The 16469-nt window shown below is 63.4% G+C and carries 16 protein-coding genes and 1 tRNA gene; 7 read left to right on the top strand and 10 right to left on the bottom strand.

Going from position 1 to position 16469, the window contains the following annotated elements:
- Nucleotides 1-46 precede the first annotated feature (46 nt).
- From JI744_RS03235 to tatA, 7 genes are all read right to left on the bottom strand, one after another.
- On the bottom strand, nt 47-694 hold the full coding sequence (locus JI744_RS03235; protein WP_202658269.1) for a VPLPA-CTERM sorting domain-containing protein: 648 nt from the start codon (nt 692-694) through the stop codon (nt 47-49).
- Between the two features lie 334 nt (nt 695-1028).
- Nucleotides 1029-1104, bottom strand: a tRNA-Val gene (locus JI744_RS03230).
- Between the two features lie 51 nt (nt 1105-1155).
- Nucleotides 1156-2427 carry a hemolysin family protein gene (locus JI744_RS03225; RefSeq protein WP_202658268.1) on the bottom strand — a complete coding sequence of 424 codons (1272 nt, stop codon included), beginning with the start codon at nt 2425-2427 and terminating at the stop codon, nt 1156-1158.
- Nucleotides 2428-2468: 41 nt separating this feature from the next.
- A complete protein-coding gene (locus JI744_RS03220; RefSeq protein ID WP_202658267.1) occupies nt 2469-3305 on the bottom strand; it encodes an ATP-binding protein in 837 nt (278 codons plus the stop codon).
- Nucleotides 3302-4171, bottom strand: coding sequence for a twin-arginine translocase subunit TatC (tatC, locus tag JI744_RS03215; protein WP_202658266.1), 870 nt, complete (start codon nt 4169-4171; stop codon nt 3302-3304). The genes JI744_RS03220 and tatC overlap by 4 nt, the downstream gene beginning before the upstream one ends.
- Nucleotides 4168-4803: a Sec-independent protein translocase protein TatB gene (tatB, locus tag JI744_RS19380; RefSeq protein WP_202658265.1), complete on the bottom strand. Its 636-nt coding sequence runs from the start codon at nt 4801-4803 to the stop codon at nt 4168-4170. The genes tatC and tatB overlap by 4 nt, the downstream gene beginning before the upstream one ends.
- Nucleotides 4804-4830: 27 nt before the next feature.
- Nucleotides 4831-5046 (bottom strand): twin-arginine translocase TatA/TatE family subunit, encoded by a 216-nt coding sequence (gene tatA / locus JI744_RS03205; RefSeq protein ID WP_202658264.1) that lies wholly within the window; start codon nt 5044-5046, stop codon nt 4831-4833.
- Nucleotides 5047-5165: 119 nt separating this feature from the next.
- Between tatA and JI744_RS03200 the strand changes: the two genes are divergently transcribed.
- The gene (locus tag JI744_RS03200; RefSeq protein WP_202658263.1) at nt 5166-5828 is read left to right on the top strand and encodes a helix-turn-helix transcriptional regulator; all 663 of its coding nucleotides are present in this window, start codon (nt 5166-5168) and stop codon (nt 5826-5828) included.
- Nucleotides 5829-5903: 75 nt separating this feature from the next.
- Here the strand turns inward: JI744_RS03200 and JI744_RS03195 are convergent, their stop codons facing one another.
- Together JI744_RS03195 and JI744_RS03190 are read right to left on the bottom strand one after the other, a co-directional pair.
- On the bottom strand, nt 5904-7004 hold the full coding sequence (locus tag JI744_RS03195) for an ABC transporter ATP-binding protein (protein ID WP_202658262.1): 1101 nt from the start codon (nt 7002-7004) through the stop codon (nt 5904-5906).
- 133 nt (nt 7005-7137) lie between these two features.
- A complete protein-coding gene (locus tag JI744_RS03190; protein WP_202658261.1) occupies nt 7138-7917 on the bottom strand; it encodes an SDR family oxidoreductase in 780 nt (259 codons plus the stop codon).
- Between the two features lie 115 nt (nt 7918-8032).
- Here JI744_RS03190 and JI744_RS03185 point away from each other — a divergent pair, with 115 nt between their 5' ends.
- Both JI744_RS03185 and JI744_RS03180 read left to right on the top strand, forming a co-directional pair.
- Nucleotides 8033-9046 carry a Hint domain-containing protein gene (locus JI744_RS03185; protein ID WP_202658260.1) on the top strand — a complete coding sequence of 338 codons (1014 nt, stop codon included), beginning with the start codon at nt 8033-8035 and terminating at the stop codon, nt 9044-9046.
- Between the two features lie 57 nt (nt 9047-9103).
- Nucleotides 9104-10702, top strand: coding sequence for a peptide chain release factor 3 (locus tag JI744_RS03180; RefSeq protein WP_202658259.1), 1599 nt, complete (start codon nt 9104-9106; stop codon nt 10700-10702).
- 39 nt (nt 10703-10741) lie between these two features.
- Here the strand turns inward: JI744_RS03180 and JI744_RS03175 are convergent, their stop codons facing one another.
- On the bottom strand, nt 10742-11167 hold the full coding sequence (locus JI744_RS03175) for an OsmC family peroxiredoxin (protein ID WP_202658258.1): 426 nt from the start codon (nt 11165-11167) through the stop codon (nt 10742-10744).
- A gap of 124 nt (nt 11168-11291) precedes the next feature.
- On the opposite strand from JI744_RS03175, the gene JI744_RS03170 reads away from it, so the two are divergent.
- From JI744_RS03170 to JI744_RS03155, 4 genes are all read left to right on the top strand, one after another.
- Entirely contained in the window at nt 11292-11837 is a 546-nt protein-coding gene (locus JI744_RS03170) for a hypothetical protein (protein ID WP_202658257.1), read from the top strand.
- Between the two features lie 151 nt (nt 11838-11988).
- Nucleotides 11989-12618: an outer membrane protein gene (locus JI744_RS03165; RefSeq protein ID WP_202658256.1), complete on the top strand. Its 630-nt coding sequence runs from the start codon at nt 11989-11991 to the stop codon at nt 12616-12618.
- 269 nt (nt 12619-12887) lie between these two features.
- Nucleotides 12888-14327, top strand: a complete 1440-nt coding sequence (gene amaB / locus JI744_RS03160; RefSeq protein ID WP_407927505.1) for an L-piperidine-6-carboxylate dehydrogenase — start codon at nt 12888-12890, stop codon at nt 14325-14327.
- A 367-nt stretch (nt 14328-14694) separates the two neighbouring features.
- Nucleotides 14695-16281 carry a DEAD/DEAH box helicase gene (locus JI744_RS03155; protein WP_202658254.1) on the top strand — a complete coding sequence of 529 codons (1587 nt, stop codon included), beginning with the start codon at nt 14695-14697 and terminating at the stop codon, nt 16279-16281.
- Nucleotides 16282-16469: the final 188 nt, after the last annotated feature.

Here is a 16469-nt window from a genome sequence, read left to right as displayed (position 1 = left end):
AGGCGGCCCCGTGGGACCGCCTGCAAATATCATGTAACTATCTGGATCAGGCAGCGGTCTTGCGACGACGCAAGGCGGTCAGACCACCCAGCGCACCGACCAGCATCAGGCCCGCAGCAGGAACCGGAACCGGCGACGGATCATCCGGCTTGCCGTCGTCATAGGAGAGCTTGATGTTGTCAACGAGGCCGGTTCCCGCACAGGCAGGGCCATCATCTTTGACTTTCTTGTCCTTCTTGTCCTCTCCCGGCGGGCAAGACATGATGAAGGAAATGTAGGTGATGTCCTGGAAGGCTGCCAACGCGCTGGTATCGTAAACAGCGCCGTCATTGTTGTGACCATAGACGCTTTCAAGCAGAGACAGAACACCCTTGCTTGTCGTCACAAGCATGTCATCCCCCTTGCCATTCAGCTCGAACCAGAAAGAGCTGATAGAAAAGGTCAGCGGGGCAGCAATCGACAGGACTGCGGCGCCAACGGTGTTCACCTTCAGGCAGGGTGCCGACGAGCCGAGCGGGCTGGTGCATTTACTGTCATTGACGATGCCCGGCGAATCTTCGACCAGGTTCAACGGAGCCGTCACCGGTGCGTCAAATTTGATCGTCGTGTCGATCGTGGCGGCGCTTACAGAATTGATCCCGGCACCCATCGCAACCGACAGCGCCAAAGCAGTAGCAAGTTTGGAATATTTCATTGTCAAACCTCTCTTCCCTATATGGCGCATACATTACACACCCTTGTGAAGGACTATGCGGGTCGCCGCATTACCGATCAAGCGCGGCCTTATTTTTGCCCAAATTTTGCATCTTGACGAAGAATCAATCTTGCCCAGCCACAATCTTGGATTGTCCAGATCAACCCAGCGGATACAGCGCGACGCGCTGTTTCCAGCATGGAAACGAATCACGGCAGGCCGCTCATCCACGACAAAACTTGCATCTGAAAACGACCAAACGGGGCTGGCCAAAGGGCGCAGGCGGCACCCTGCTGACTGTCGCCGCTTGTGCTGTGCATCGCAAAAAGGGGAATGGTGGGCGGTGAGGGACTCGAACCCCCGACATTCTCGGTGTAAACGAGACGCTCTACCAACTGAGCTAACCGCCCCCGGCGCGGGCTTACACTGCCCGGCCCATGGGGTGCAAGGGGCAGTGTGACCTAAACTGCCGAGACAAGCACCTTGTCGATCCGCAAGCCGTCAAGATCGATCACCTCAAACCGGTGGCCCGCCACAGTGAAGCTTTCGCCAAGGCCAGGCAGGCGGCGCATTTGGTGCAGGACAAGGCCCGCCACCGTATCATAATCGCCCGCCAGATCGCGCGACAGGCCAAGGCGGTCGCAGAACTCATCCGCCGCCATCCAGCCCGCCACCAGCATGGAACCGTCATCACGGGTGATCATCGCCGGTTCCTCATCGTCGCCGGTGTCCATCGCGCCGGTAATCGCCTCCAGCACGTCGCCGGATGTGATCAGCCCTTCGAAATGGCCGTATTCATCATAGACCAGCGCCACCGAGTCATCGGATTTCTTCAGGATATCCAGCACATCCAGCGCGTCGGTCCGGTCAGAGACCACCGGCACATCTTGCAGGAGCGCCTTCACGTCCAGCGCCTCGCGCTTGGAGACGGCCACAAAGGCATCGGCCAGCCGGATGATGCCCACAACCTCGCCCGTCTCGCGGTTCTGTACCGGAATGCGCGGGCGGCCAATGCGGCGCAGGGCGGCCACGGCTTCGGCCGAGGTCATCTCTAGGTCGATCATCTCGACATCGCGGCGCGGCGTCATAAGGGCCTTGGCGCTGCGGTCGGAAAACCGCATCACGCCCGATATCATCGCGCGTTCCTCGGTTTCGATCACGCCGCCCTCATGTGCCTCGGACAGGATGGTATGCACCTCTTCCTCGGTCACGCGGTTCGAATTGTCCTCACGCTGGCCCATCAGCCACAAGACCAGCCTGCCGGAACGGTCCAGAAACCACACCACAGGGGCCGCCACCTTGGACAGCACGACCATCGCAGGCGCCATGCGGATCGCCAGCCCTTCGGGGTTGCGCAGGGCAAGCTGCTTGGGCACCAGTTCGCCCACGATCAATGAGACATAGGTGATCAGTACCACCACGCTGCCGACGCCAAGGGTAGAGGCCCAGTCGGCATCCACCCCTTTTGACGCCAGAAACTGCGCCAGCCGGTTGCCCAGCGTGGCCCCGGAAAAGGCACCCGACAGAACACCGACCAGCGTGATACCGATCTGTACCGTAGAGAGGAACCGCCCCGGATTTTCGCCCAACCGCAGGGCAGCGGCGGCACCACGGCTTTTGCCCTCCAGCGGTTTCAGCCGGGCGGGCCGGGCCGAAACGATGGCCAGTTCAGACAAGGCCAGCACACCGTTGACGACAATCAGCACAACGACGATCAGAACTTCAGTAATCATGGGGTCCTCGGGCCTTTGGCCCGTCAAGAAAAATCAGGCGGTCAGCCGACGCGAACACCCTTCCGCGCCGCCAGGTCGCAGAAGAATTGCCACGCGACGCGCCCCGAACGGGACCCGCGCGTCGCCTGCCATTCAATGGCCTCGGCGCGCATCTCATCCTCGGCCACCGGCACATGATATGACGCACAATAGCCGCGGATCATGTCAAGATATTCATCCTGACTACACGGATGAAAGCCCAGCCACAGCCCGAAACGGTCGGAAAGCGAGACCTTTTCCTCCACCGCTTCGCCGGGGCTGATCGCGGTGGAGCGTTCGTTTTCAATCATGTCGCGCGGCATCAGGTGGCGGCGATTCGAGGTGGCGTAGAGAAGGACATTCTCGGGCCGCCCCTCAATCCCGCCATCCAGCACCGCCTTCAGGCTTTTGTAATGCTGATCGTCATGGCTGAACGACAGGTCATCGCAAAACAGCAAAAACCGCTTGTCGCTGCCACGCAAGACAGCAAGCAGGCGCTGCACCGAAGGCAGGTCTTCGCGGCTTAGTTCCACGATTTTCAGGTCATGCCCCTCGGCCCGGATCTGGGCATGCACCGCCTTGACCAGTGACGATTTTCCCATGCCCCGCGCGCCCCACAAGAGCGCGTTGTTCGCAGGCAGACCGGCGGCGAAATGGCGGGTGTTGGCCAGCAGCGTATCGCGCGACCGGTCCACCCCGATCAACAGGCCAATATCCACGCGCGCCACACGAGCCACAGGTTCCAGACGGTCTGGCCCGGTGTGCCAGGCAAAGGCGGCGGCGGTGAAATCGGGTGCGGCCAAAGGCGCTGGGGCCAACCGCTCCAGCGCCTCGGCAATGCGTATCAAGGGGTCAGTCATTCGTCCTCTTCGTCATCAACCCAGGTGCCATCGGCGCGCATCTGCGCCTCACGCTGACGCTCGAACCGGGCGACCAGCCAGATCGAGGCTTCATACAAGGGATAGACGGCAAAGAACATGATCAACTGGCTAAGAACATCGGGTGGGGTAACCACGGCGGCCAACGACAAGATGGCCACCACCGCATATTTGCGGGTGGACCGCATCCCCTTGGCCGAAATCAGCCCGGCCTTGCCCATAAGCGTCAGCAGAACCGGCAGTTGGAAGCACAGTCCAAAGGCCAGCACAAAGTTCATCGTCAGCGACAGGAAACTTTCGACCGACCCTTGATAGATCACACCGCTGGGCAGCGCTTCGAACGCGCCCTTGGTGTCGGCGGCGGGCAGTTCGTTGTTCATCGCCGACGCAAAGTCCTGTTGATAGGACAGGAAGAAATGGAAGGCACCCGGCAGGATCAGATAATAGGCAAAGGCCGCCCCCGCGATGAACATGACCGGCGAAGCGATCATGAAGGGCAGGAAGGCCTGCTTTTCCGATTTATACAGCCCCGGCGCCACAAACCGCCACAATTGCAGCCCGATCACCGGGAAAGACATGGCAAAGCCCGCCCAGACCGAGATCTTGATTGCAACCGAAAAGCCTTCTTGCAGCTTGATCAGCAGGAACTGGCACTTTTGCCCGAATTCCGACATAGCATGGCACATCGGCAGCGACAGGATGTGAAAGACATCCTTCCACAAGAGATAGCCAAGACAGCAGGCCACCGCAAAGGCCCCTATGGAAACCAGCAGCCGGGTGCGCAGCTCTTTGAGGTGTTCGATCAGCGGTGCCGCGCTTTCCTCGATCGGGTCGGCTGCGTTGGTCATTCGGTGTCAGCCTTCTTTTTACGCGGGGCGCGGGGCTTTTTCTCGGGCGCGGCTTCGGCGGTGATGACAACGGCGGGTTCGGCCTTCTTGCGGGGCGCACGCGTCTTGGGTGCAGGGGCTGCGGCTGCGGCTTCGCCCGCATCAATCGCCTTCAGCCGCGCGGTGGTGTCGCGCAGAATGGCGGCCTTGGCAGCCTTCTTGTCATATTCGGCCTGGGTTGCCGGGCCGACCGGCACCGAGGGCACAACAGGGGCTGCCGGCGCCGGAGGTGCCGCAATCGACCCTTCGGGCGGTGTCGGCCCCTTGATGGTCTGTGCCGTGATCGGTTTGGTCGGCGTGGCCGCGTTCTTCAGCGGATCCCACTTTTCAAAGCGGTCGGCGGCGGTTTTCACCGCATCCAGCCCCATGCTTTTGGGGCTGGTCAGGTTTGTCACATCGCGCGCCACGTCCTTGACGCCCGATTCATTGGCCGCCTGCTCCATCGCGCGGGAAAACTCGCGCGACATCTGCCGCAGCTTGGCGGTGAACCGGCCAATCTGGCGGAACATGTCGGGCAGATCCTGCGGCCCGATGACGATAAGGGCGACGATGCCGATCAACAGCATCTCGGCCCAGCCGATATCCCCGAACATCGCGCCTACCCGCGGATTTCTGCCGGATCAGACCTTGTCCTTGCCCGCTTCGGTCGGGGGGGTCACGTCGCGCGGCTGGGTGCTGGCTTCTTTCTCCAGCTCTTCCTTACCCTCGGCGACGCCCTTCTTGAAGGCGGTGATGCCTTTGCCGAACTCTCCCATCAGGGACGAAACCTTGCCGCGTCCGAACAGGACCAGAACGACAATGGCAACGATAAGCAGGTGCATGGGGCTGAGGTGCATGACGGTGTTTCCTGAATAGGGGTTTACACCAGACTAGGCCCATAACCCGGCGGACAACAGCCTTTCCCAGAGCCGGAAACGGTGCTAGCTGACAGCTATCTGTCAGTAAGTCATGCACCATGCCCCGCACCGACCGCCTTTATGACGCGATGGAGATCCTGCGCGACGGGCGGCTGCACCGTGCCGCCGAACTGGCAGTGCGGTTGGGCGTGTCGGTCCGCACCATCTGGCGCGACATGGGCACGCTGATGGCCTCGGGCCTGCCGTTGGAAGGAGAGCGCGGCGTGGGCTACATCCTGCGTGCGCCTACCACCTTGCCACCCCTGATGCTGAACGGCCGCGAGCTTGATGCCTTGCGCGCAGGTCTGGCGCTGGTGGCAGAGGCGACGGACGCCGATCTGGCACAGGCCGCGCGCAATCTGGCGGCCAAGATCGCCGCCGTCACCCCTGCCCCGGCGCAAGCCGATCCGCAGGGCCTGTTCGCACCGCGCCCCCATCCGCAAACCCGCGCCACGCCGCACCTGCCGCTGATCCGCGCCGCCATAAAGGCGCGTGAACGCCTGTCAGTCAGCCATATCGACGCGCTTGGCCGCGAAAGCCATCAGGACATCCGCCCGCTGAAAACCGAACGGCGTGGCAAGACCTGGGTTCTCTTGGCCTGGTGCGAGGCGCGGGGCGATTTTCAGACCTACCGGCTGGACCGGATCGTCGGGTTGATCGCGACCGGCGAGACATTTCCGGTCGAGGCCGGAAAACGGCTGGCGGACTGGAAAGACCGCTAGGCTTTCATACTGGCATAAATATCACACGGCGTGCGGGGGTGTGCCCTCCCGCTTCCGACGGTCAGACGCCAAGCCCTAGGCCGGAAAGACAAAACACCTGTCGCGCCGGATCATCAACCACAGCGCAGTGCCGGGCTTGGGCAAGAAGACGCCGGGAACAGAGGCCGTCAGCACCAGGCCGCCGAACTCCATACGGAACTCGACCAGGCTTTCGCGGCCCAAAAAGCGGGCGCGTTGCACGATACCGCGCGCGGGCGTGCCATCCATCGGCGTTGGATTGGGGCCGCGCCCGGCGCGGTCAAAGTCAATCTTCAGATGCTGCGGCCGGATCACGATTTCAACCGGCGCACCATCGGCATGACCCGGCGTAAGGAACTCACCAAAAGGCGTCACGGTCAGCGCCCCGCGCGATTCGGCGCGGATCACGTTGATATCGCTGAAAAACGCCGCCGCCGCCCGGTCCACCGGATTGTTGTAGATGTTATAGGGCGCGCCCTGCTGCACCACCCGTCCGGCCCGCATCAGCGCGATCTCGTCGGCCATGCGCATCGCCTCATCAGGTTCATGCGTAACCAGAAGAACCGCAGCGCCTTCGTCTTTCAGCACCTCCAGCGTGGCATCGCGGATGCCGTCGCGCAGGCGGTTATCAAGGCCGGAAAACGGTTCATCCATCAGCATGACGCGGGGGCGCGGGGCAAGGGCGCGCGCCAGCGCGACGCGCTGCTGCTCGCCGCCCGAAAGTTGATGGGGATGCTTGGGGCCAAAGCCGGTCAGGTTGACCCGCTCCAGCAACTCATCCACCCGGCGGGCCTTGGCCTCTCGGGCAGCGGTCAGGCCAAAGGCGATATTGTCGGCAACGGTCAGATGGGGGAACAGCGCGAAATCCTGAAACATCAGGCCCACGCCGCGCCGTTCAGGCGGCAGGGCCAGCCCATTGGCAAAGACCGGCGCGCCATCAATCACGATCTGGCCCGAATCCGGGGTTTCGACCCCCGCGATCATCCGCAAGGTGGTGGATTTGCCGCAGCCCGATGGCCCCAACAGGCAGGTCACCTGCCCCGCCGCCACCGTCAGAGACACATCATCCACCACCGCCCGCCCGGCGAAAGACCGGGTGAGGTTGCGGATTTCAAGCCGCGGGGCCGGGGCTGGCGCAGGGTTTCCGACAGAATTCATCGGGATTGGGTTAGCAGGCCCACGCGCGCCGTTCAAGCCGGGACGCGCGGGTTTGGCCGAAGAAGCGGGGGCGCTTCGCCCCCCCGCACCCCCCGAGGATATTTAGAGAAGGGGAAGGTGCAGGGCGCGGCCCTCAAAGCGTGACGTTGGTGGCGCCGCCGTCCAGCAGGATGTTCTGCCCCACGATGAACCCGGCATGGGCCGAGCAGAGAAACGCGCACATCGCGCCGAATTCCGCCGAAGTGCCATAGCGGCGGGCGGGGATGGTGGCGGCGCGCTCGGCGCGGGCCTGATCCATGGTGATGCCCTTGGCCTTGATCACCCCACTGTCCAGCGCGGTGGCGCGGTCGGTGTCATGGATGCCGGGCAGCATGTTGTTGATCGTCACGCCATGTTCGGCCACCTGCCGCGAGGTGCCCGCGACAAAGCCGGTCAGCCCGGCGCGCGCGGCATTGGACAGGCCAAGTTGCGCGATGGGGCCTTTGACCGACTGGCTGGTGATGTTGACCACCCTCCCCCACTTGCGCCCGATCATCCCCGGCAGCAGCGCCTGCATCAGCGCGATGGGGGTCAGCATATTGGCATCCAGCGCACGGATGAAATCATCGCGGCTCCAGTCGCTCCACAGGCCGGGGGGCGGGCCACCGGCGTTGGTCACCAGAATGTCGGCGCCTGCGGCGGCGGCCAGCACCCTTGCGCGGCCCTTTTCGGTGGTTATGTCGCCCGCGACGGTTGTGACCTGCACGCCATGGGCGGCGCGGATCACGGCCGCCGTCGTCTCCAGCGCCTCGGCCCCGCGGGCGTTGAGGACAAGGTTCACCCCTGCCGCGGCCAGCGCCTCGGCGCAGCCCCGCCCCAAGCCCTTGGAACTGGCCGTGACCAGCGCCGTCTTGCCCTTGATGCCCAGATCCATCTGCCGTCTCCTGCTTGAGTTGCGGGCAGGCTAATGGGGCTTGGCGGCGGCCTCAAGCCGGTCTGTTTCCTCAATTCATCTTGAGCGACACCGCCCTTAGCCCTAAAGCCGCCCTATGACCCGCGACACGCCAGACTCGCCCCTGCCTACCCAGGCCTGCCAGGTTCTGGTGGCTGATGACATTTTCGTCTCGCTTGGGGTCAATCAGGGCGAGGGTATGGCTGGCCCGGACGAGGTGTGTGCCGGTGACATCTATCAGATCGACCCCGACCATCAGCCGCTGCGGCTGGTCGTGGAAAGCCACCCCATAGCGGGCCAGCGCATTGCGGCGGGCAGCATGGTGGGCCACCCCGGAGATCCTGTGACCATCGAGGCGCGGTATGACCTGATGGGCGACCCCGGCGACCGGGTATCGCTGCTGCTGCTGTCGCTGCCCGGCGCCGGGCGCTTTGTGCTGCCCTTGTCGCCCATGGCGATGGAGACCGATTACACACTGGTGCGGACCGAGGCGGCGCCCGAGGCGAGCGGGCTGGCCGATCTGTTGTGCGTGTCGTTCCTGCGCGGCACGATGATTGCCCTTGCGACGGGCGAGCAGCGCGCGATTGAGGCGCTGCGCCCCGGCGACCGGGTGCTGACGCGCGACCATGGCGGCCAGCCGCTGCTGTGGGTGGGCAAGGCCACGTTGCGCGCGGTCGGCCCCTTTGCGCCGGTGGTGATCACTGCGGGCACCTTGGGCAATGCGGGCGACCTGATCGTCAGCCAGCATCACCGCATGTTCCTGTATCAGCGCCGCAAGCCCGAGGGGCTGGCCACGTCCGAATTGCTGGTGCAGGCCAGGCATCTGGTGGACGGCGAGCGGATTTTCGTGCGCGAGGGCGGCTTTGCCGATTACTTCAGCCTGGTGTTTGACCGGCACGAGATTATCTATGCCGAAGGGGTTCCGGCCGAAAGCCTGATGGTCAGCGAAACCACCCTGCACCGCCTGCCGCCCGAACTGTCAGAAGAGGTGCGGGCGCGGTTTCCTGGCCTGAGCCAGAACCAGCATTTCGGCACCGAGGCGGGCCGCGCCTTTCTGGACAGTGTTGGCCCCGCCACGCTGATCGCCGGACGCAGCCGCAAGCCGCGCTAGGGCCTGCGGCCCCTCTGCCCCGTGGACGCCAGCGCCGATTTCGGCTAAGGCGCCGCCATGCTGGACAATCGCCCCACCCTTCCGCCCGAAATCGCCCGCCGCCGGACTTTTGCGATCATTTCGCACCCCGACGCCGGCAAAACCACGCTGACCGAAAAGTTCTTGCTGTTCGGCGGCGCGATCCAGATGGCCGGACAGGTGCGCGCCAAGGGCGAGGCGCGGCGCACAAGGTCAGATTTTATGAAGATCGAGGCGGATCGCGGGATTTCGGTTTCCGCCAGCGCCATGTCGTTCGACTTCCGCCACTACCGCTTCAACCTTGTCGACACCCCCGGCCACAGCGATTTTTCCGAGGATACCTATCGCACGCTGACCGCCGTGGATGCCGCGATCATGGTGATTGACGGGGCCAAGGGCGTGGAAAGCCAGACCCGCAAGCTGTTTGAGGTCTGCCGGTTGCGCGACCTGCCGATCCTGACCTTTTGCAACAAGATGGACCGCGAAAGCCGCGATACGTTTGAAATCATCGACGAGATTCAAGAGAATCTGGCGATTGATGTCACCCCGGCAAGCTGGCCCATCGGCATGGGCCGCGACTTTGTCGGCGCCTATGACCTGCTGCATGACCGGCTGGAAATCATGGACCGCGCCGACCGGAACAAGGTCGCGGAATCGATCAAGATTGACGGGCTGGATGACCCGAAACTGGCAGAGCATGTGCCTGCCGACCTGTTGAAGAAATTCCGCGAAGAGATTGAAATGGCGCGCGAACTTTTGCCCACCTTCAACCGCCAATCGGTGCTGGAAGGGCATATGACGCCCATCTGGTTCGGGTCAGCCATCAACTCTTTCGGGGTCAAGGAACTGATGGACGGCATGGGCGAGTTTGGCCCCGAGCCCCAGCCGCAAAAGGCTGCCGAGCGCCAGATCGGCGCCGAGGAAAAGCCGGTGACCGGCTTTGTCTTCAAGGTGCAGGCGAATATGGATGCCAAGCACCGCGACCGCGTGGCCTTTGTGCGCCTTGCCTCGGGTCATTTCGAACGGGGGATGAAGCTGACCCATGTGCGCAGCAAAAAGCCCATGGCTATCGCCAACCCGGTGATGTTTCTGGCAGCAGACCGCGAACTGGCGGAAGAGGCCTGGGCCGGCGACATCATCGGCATTCCGAACCACGGCCAGTTGCGCATCGGTGATGCGCTGACCGAAGGCGAGGCGCTGCATTTCACCGGAATTCCGTCCTTCGCGCCGGAACTTTTGTCAGGCGTGCGCGCGCTGGATCCGCTGAAGGCCAAGCATCTGGAAAAGGCGCTTATGCAGTTTGCCGAGGAAGGCGCCGCGAAGGTGTTCAAGCCGATGATCGGCAGCGGCTTCATCGTCGGCGTCGTCGGCCAGTTGCAGTTCGAGGTGCTGGCCAGCCGGATCGAGCAGGAATATTCCCTGCCCGTGCGGTTTGAGCCCAGCAACTTTACCAGCGCCCGCTGGGTTTCGGGGGCAAAGGCGGCGGTAGAGGCGTTTGTGAACGTCAACAAAGGCCATATCGCCATCGATAACGACGGCGACACGGTTTACCTGACGCGCCTGAAATGGGACATCGACCGGGTAGAACGCGATCACCCCGAACTGAAGCTTTCGGCGACCAAGGAAATGATGGTGTAATCTGTGCAGGATGGGCAGATATGCCCATCCCGAAGGTGCCTAAAGCACCGTCAGATCCAGCGTGACCTCTGCCTTCAGCAGTTTCGAGATCGGGCACCCTGCCTTGGCCTTTTCGGCGAAATCGCGGATTGCGGCGGCGTCGGTGGGGGCTTTGACCGACACTTTCAGCGCGGCTTTCTTGACCGTGGGGCCGCCTTCGGTGGTAGGATCAAGGCTGATGGTCGAGGTGGCTTCGATCGTGTCAGGAACGACACCCGCCCCTGACAAAAGCGCCGATAGGAACATGGCATAGCATCCGGCATGGGCCGCGCCGATCAACTCCTCGGGGTTGGTGCCGCGTCCGTCTTCAAACCGATTGGCGAAGGTGTAGGGCATGGCCGACAGCGCGGCACTTTGCGTGGTCAGCGTGCCGCCGCCCTCTTTCAGACTGCCGGACCAGATGGCACTTGCGTGTTTTTCAATCATGGCATCCTCCTGTTTGCGCGCACCCATTTCGCGCTCAGTCCGGCAAAAAGGCAACCGTTTGCAAACGCATCGGCGGAACCGCGTCTTTCCTGATGGCACGATCACTGCGCATCCGGCGCGGGGCATGTTTATGGGCAATCGCGGTTGCCTGCATGACAACCAAGGCGCGGTGCGCCGGGATTGGCAGGTTCGGCGGTGGATCACCTGCCTGACCGCATTCAAAGCGCGGCAGCGTCAGTTGATGCGCCCCGGTCATTATACCGAACTGTTCTTCATGGATGAGGCGGTGGCGACCGCCGCAGGCCACCGCCCCTGTGCCGAATGCCGCCGTGCCGATCATCTGGCGTTCCGCGCCGCGTGGCAGGACGCGCATGGGCCCGTGGCCAGTGTAGATCAGATTGACGCCGCGCTGCATCTGGCGCGGCTGGGACCAAGGCAGGTGCGGCCCGCGCAAGGTCTGCCTGATGGTTCAATGGTGCTTTGGCAGAACCGCCCGCATCTGGTTCTGGACAAGACGCTACTGCCGTGGTCACCGCTGGGCTATGAGGCAGCGCGTCCGTGGATCGACAGTCAGGTTTGCGTCCTGACGCCTGCACCGCTGATCGCGGTTCTGGCAGCAGGATGGCAGCCCGCGATACATCCGACGGCGCTGCGCAATCAGCGCGTGTAGCTGCGGAACAAGGCGCGGCAGCCGCGCGACACTCATCACGAAATAAGGCCCGAAACGCCAAAATTTTTATAAAAGCACTGGAGAAACGGCGATTTCGGTCGCCTAACCTGCAATCAGGGGCAAAAGACTGCCCGTTTTGCCTGAGGTCGTCATGTTCACCCGTGCCATCACAATGTCGGTTTTGCTGTCGCTCTTTGCCCTGCCGGTTCTGGCCGGCGGCGTGGTAGAGCCGATTGCGGAAGCCCCCGCCCCCAAACCCGCAGTAACGGCTGCGATTCCGGGGGCCTTTGGTGGCTGGTATGGCGCGCTGGACATGGGCCGCGCCTCGGGCAGCGGCACCGAAAACCCCGGCCCCGGCTGGCTGGATGTCGAGTTGGAGGATGGCACTTGCACGGGCGGCACGCTGGGCCGCAACCAACAGCGCGGGCGGCTGGTTTACGGTGCCGAGTTGCGGCACCTGCAATGCACAGACTTTTCCGGCCTGCTGGGCCAGAAGCCGTTCAACGGCATCACCGATCTGCGGCTGCGCGTCGGCACCACGCTGGGAACCCGGACCATGGTTTACGGCGCGCTTGGTTATTCCTGGGTGAACTTTGACGCTCCCTTCGGCAAGCAGACCATCGCCGGTCCTAACGCCGGGGTGGGAATAGAGGTCAATGCCACCGACAAGGTGTTTGCCGGAATTGACTATACCGCCCGGTCGCTGACCGGCGAAGGCGGCGAAACCCAGTTTGATTTCAACGTGTCCACCACCACGTTGCGCCTTGGCCTTCGGTTCTGAAGGCCCGCGCAAAGGCATGAGATTTCGTCATAAGGCGTCCCCCTTGGCGCCGATGATAGAACCTTGATTATCCTGACTTACCTTCCCGGCCGGGCCATAGCCCCCACATTATAACTCATGGACCGATGATGCCCCCTTGAACGCGGCGTCGCGCGCGCGCTTACTGCGTAAAATTCGCACGCGAGGCCGCAATGTCTTCCCAGAATGCCCTGTCTACCGAAGCCCTGTCCATCCTGTCGCGTCTGGGCGTGACACCCACCACCGGCACGATGCCCGCGCGCTCTCCCATTACCGGCGAAGTGCTGACCCATGTGGCCGATCAGGGCCGCGCCGGGACTGAGGCCGCGATTGCCGCTGCACAAAAGGCGTTCAAGGACTGGCGCAATGTGCCGGGGCCAAAGCGCGGCGAGTTGGTGCGTCTGTGGGCCGAAGAGCTGCGCGCGCACAAGGCCGATCTGGGCAAGCTGGTGTCGATCGAGGTCGGTAAGGTCACCTCGGAAGGTCTGGGCGAAGTGCAGGAGATGATTGACATCTGCGATTTCGCCGTTGGCCTGTCGCGTCAGCTTTACGGCCTGACCATCGCGAGCGAGCGCCCCAGCCACCGCATGATGGAAAGCTGGCATCCGATTGGCGTTGTCGGCGTGATTTCGGCCTTCAACTTCCCGGTCGCCGTCTGGTCGTGGAACACGGCTCTGGCGCTGGTGTGCGGCAATGCGGTGGTGTGGAAGCCGTCGGAAAAGGCCAACCTTTCGGCTTTGGCCGCCACCGCCACGCTGGACCGTGCCATCGCCCGCTTCAACGCCGAGGGCGGCAATGCGCCCGCCGGTCTTGCCACCACTGTTCTTGGCGCGCGCGAGGCGGGTGCGGCGCTGGTGGACAGCCCGGCCGTGGCGCTGGTGTCCGCGACCGGCTCGACTCGCATGGGGCGCGAGGTTGGCCCCAAGGTCGCCGCGCGCTTTGGCCGCTGTCTGCTGGAACTGGGCGGCAACAACGCCGCCATCGTCGGCCCGACCGCAAGCCTTGACCTCACGCTGCGCGGGCTGGCCTTTGCCGCCATGGGCACTGCGGGCCAGCGCTGCACAACGCTGCGCCGCCTGTTCCTGCACGAATCGGTCTATGACACGTTGTTGCCGCGCCTGAAGGCGGCCTATGCGTCAGTCAAGGTCGGCAACCCGCTGGAGCAGGGCGTTCTGGTCGGCCCGCTGATTGACGATGGCGCGCTGAACGGCATGCAGGCGGCGCTGGATCAAGCCCGCGCTGCGGGCGGCACGGTGCATGGCGGCGAGGTTGTGACTGGCCTTGGTGGCGCATATGCCCGTCCCGCGCTGGTGGAAATGCCGTCGCAAACCGGGCCGGTGGTGCATGAAACCTTCGCGCCCATCCTTTATGTGATGAAATACAGCGACTTTGACGCAGCGCTCGATCTGCACAACGCCGTGCCGCAGGGCCTGTCGTCCTCGGTCTTTACCAATGACATGCGCGAGGCCGAGGCCTTCCTGTCGGCCCGCGGGTCGGATTGCGGTATTGCCAACGTCAACATCGGCCCTTCGGGTGCCGAGATCGGCGGCGCTTTCGGCGGCGAAAAGGAAACCGGCGGCGGGCGCGAAAGCGGGTCGGACGCCTGGAAAGCCTATATGCGGCGCGCGACCAACACGATCAACTATGGCACTACCCTGCCCTTGGCGCAGGGCGTGGTATTCGACATCTAACCGCATGGCGGTGACAACATCGGCTGCAGGAATGAAACAGGGGGTCGTCAGAATTGACGGCCCCCTGCCCCTTTCAACAACCGGGTAAAGGCCCCGGCAAAAAAACAAACTATAAAAGACTGGGGAGAAATCCGAAACCTTACCTTGCTACCACCTATGACAATGCAAAGCTCTTAGCCCGATTCTCATCCTGACGCATCGTCAGGAATACCTGACCTCGCGCATGAATTGCAGCCTTGCTTGACCCGGCCCGCCGTTTCCGGTATCGCGCGCGGAGGCGCAAGTTGCGCCAGATGACGCCGGGGCGCCCGGAAACATAGCGTCCCACCCCTTTCTTGCGGGCCGATCCCGCACATTCAGGACGCTAATGACCAAATTTGCAGACCTTGCGCTGGACCCGCGCGTGCTTCAGGCCGTGTCGGAAACCGGATACGAAACCCCCACCCCGATTCAAGAGCAGGCCATCCCGCCCGCCCTGATGGGCCGTGACGTTCTGGGCATCGCCCAGACCGGCACCGGCAAGACCGCCAGCTTCTCGCTGCCGATGATCACGCTTCTGGGTCAGGGCCGCGCCCGCGCCCGGATGCCACGCAGCCTTGTCTTGTGCCCGACGCGTGAACTGGCCGCCCAGGTCGCAGAAAACTTCGACACCTATGCCAAGCATACCAAGCTGACCAAGGCGCTGCTGATCGGCGGCGTGGCGTTTGGCGAACAGGATAAGCTGATCGACCGCGGCGTCGATGTGCTGATCGCCACCCCCGGCCGGTTGCTGGATCATTTCGAACGCGGCAAACTGCTGTTGACCGGCGTGCAGATCATGGTGGTGGATGAGGCTGACCGGATGCTGGACATGGGGTTCATCCCCGATATCGAGCGGATCTTCCAACTGACGCCGTTCACCCGCCAGACCATGTTCTACAGCGCCACCATGGCGCCAGAGATCGAGCGCATCACCAACACCTTCCTGACCAATCCGGTTCGGGTGGAAGTGGCCCGTCAGGCCACCACCTCGACCACGATTGAGCAAAAGCTGTTCGAGTTCACGCCCAGCCGCAAGGATCGCAGCTTTACCGAAAAGCGGGCCGTTCTGCGGTCGCTGATCCGGTCAGAGGGTGAGGCTTGCACCAACGCCATCGTGTTCTGCAACCGCAAGATGGATGTGGACGTGGTGGCCAAATCGCTGAAGTCGCATGGCTTCAACGCGGCCCCGATCCATGGCGATCTGGAGCAGAGCGTGCGGACCAAAACGCTGGATTCGTTCCGTGACGGGTCGCTGACGATTCTGGTGGCCTCTGATGTGGCGGCACGGGGCTTGGATATTCCGGCTGTCAGCCATGTGTTCAACTTTGACCTGCCCTCTCACCCCGAAGACTATGTTCACCGCATCGGGCGCACCGGGCGTGCAGGCCGTCAGGGCAAGGCGTTCTCACTTTGCACCCCGGCAGATGGCAAGTATCTGGGCGCGATTGAATCGCTGGTGAAAATGGCCATCCCGCGCGGCGCAGTGCCCGAGGGTGCTGTGGAAGATGCGGGCGACCGCCCCGACCGCCCGCGCGAAGAGCGGCGGCCCCGCAGCGGCGGGCGCGAAGGTGGCCGCGACAGCAGCCGCAGCCGTGGCGGTGATCGTCGCGACACCCCGCGCGAGGACCGTCCCGCCCGTGAGGAGCGTGCGCCCCGCGAAGAAGCCCGCGTCACCGCACCGCCGCGCGAAGATCGGGCCGAGGAGCAACGCACACCACGCCCAGAGCGCAGCGAGCGGCCAGAGCCGCGCCGCGATGACCGTCGTGATGATCGGCGCGACCGGAACGAGCGCGGCAATGATCGTGGTGGCCGCGACGATGCCCGCGTGGTCGGCATGGGCGAACATGTGCCCGATTTCATCCTGCGCAGCTTTGCCATCACCCCCAGCCCGGTGGATGAGGCCGAGGATGCGGCCGTGGCAGCAGAGGCTTAACCTCTGCTCCTTCCCCAACCATGGGGTGGAGAAGACAACCCCAAGGCCGCGCCCCTCGTGCGGCCTGACCTGCCCCCCGGAAGTTCCCTCGCTGTGATGTAGAGTCTGCCCAACCTGAGAAGGAGCAGACGACATGAGGAAAAGCCGTTTCACCGAGGCGCAGATTATCGGGATGATCAGGGAACAGG

The sequence above is a fragment of the Fuscibacter oryzae genome (genome assembly GCF_016765795.1).
In the GTDB taxonomy this organism is placed as follows: Bacteria; Pseudomonadota; Alphaproteobacteria; order Rhodobacterales; family Rhodobacteraceae; genus Fuscibacter; species Fuscibacter oryzae.
Note: the sequence above shows the minus strand (reverse complement) of the source record. Positions and strands in the feature narration are given on the sequence as shown.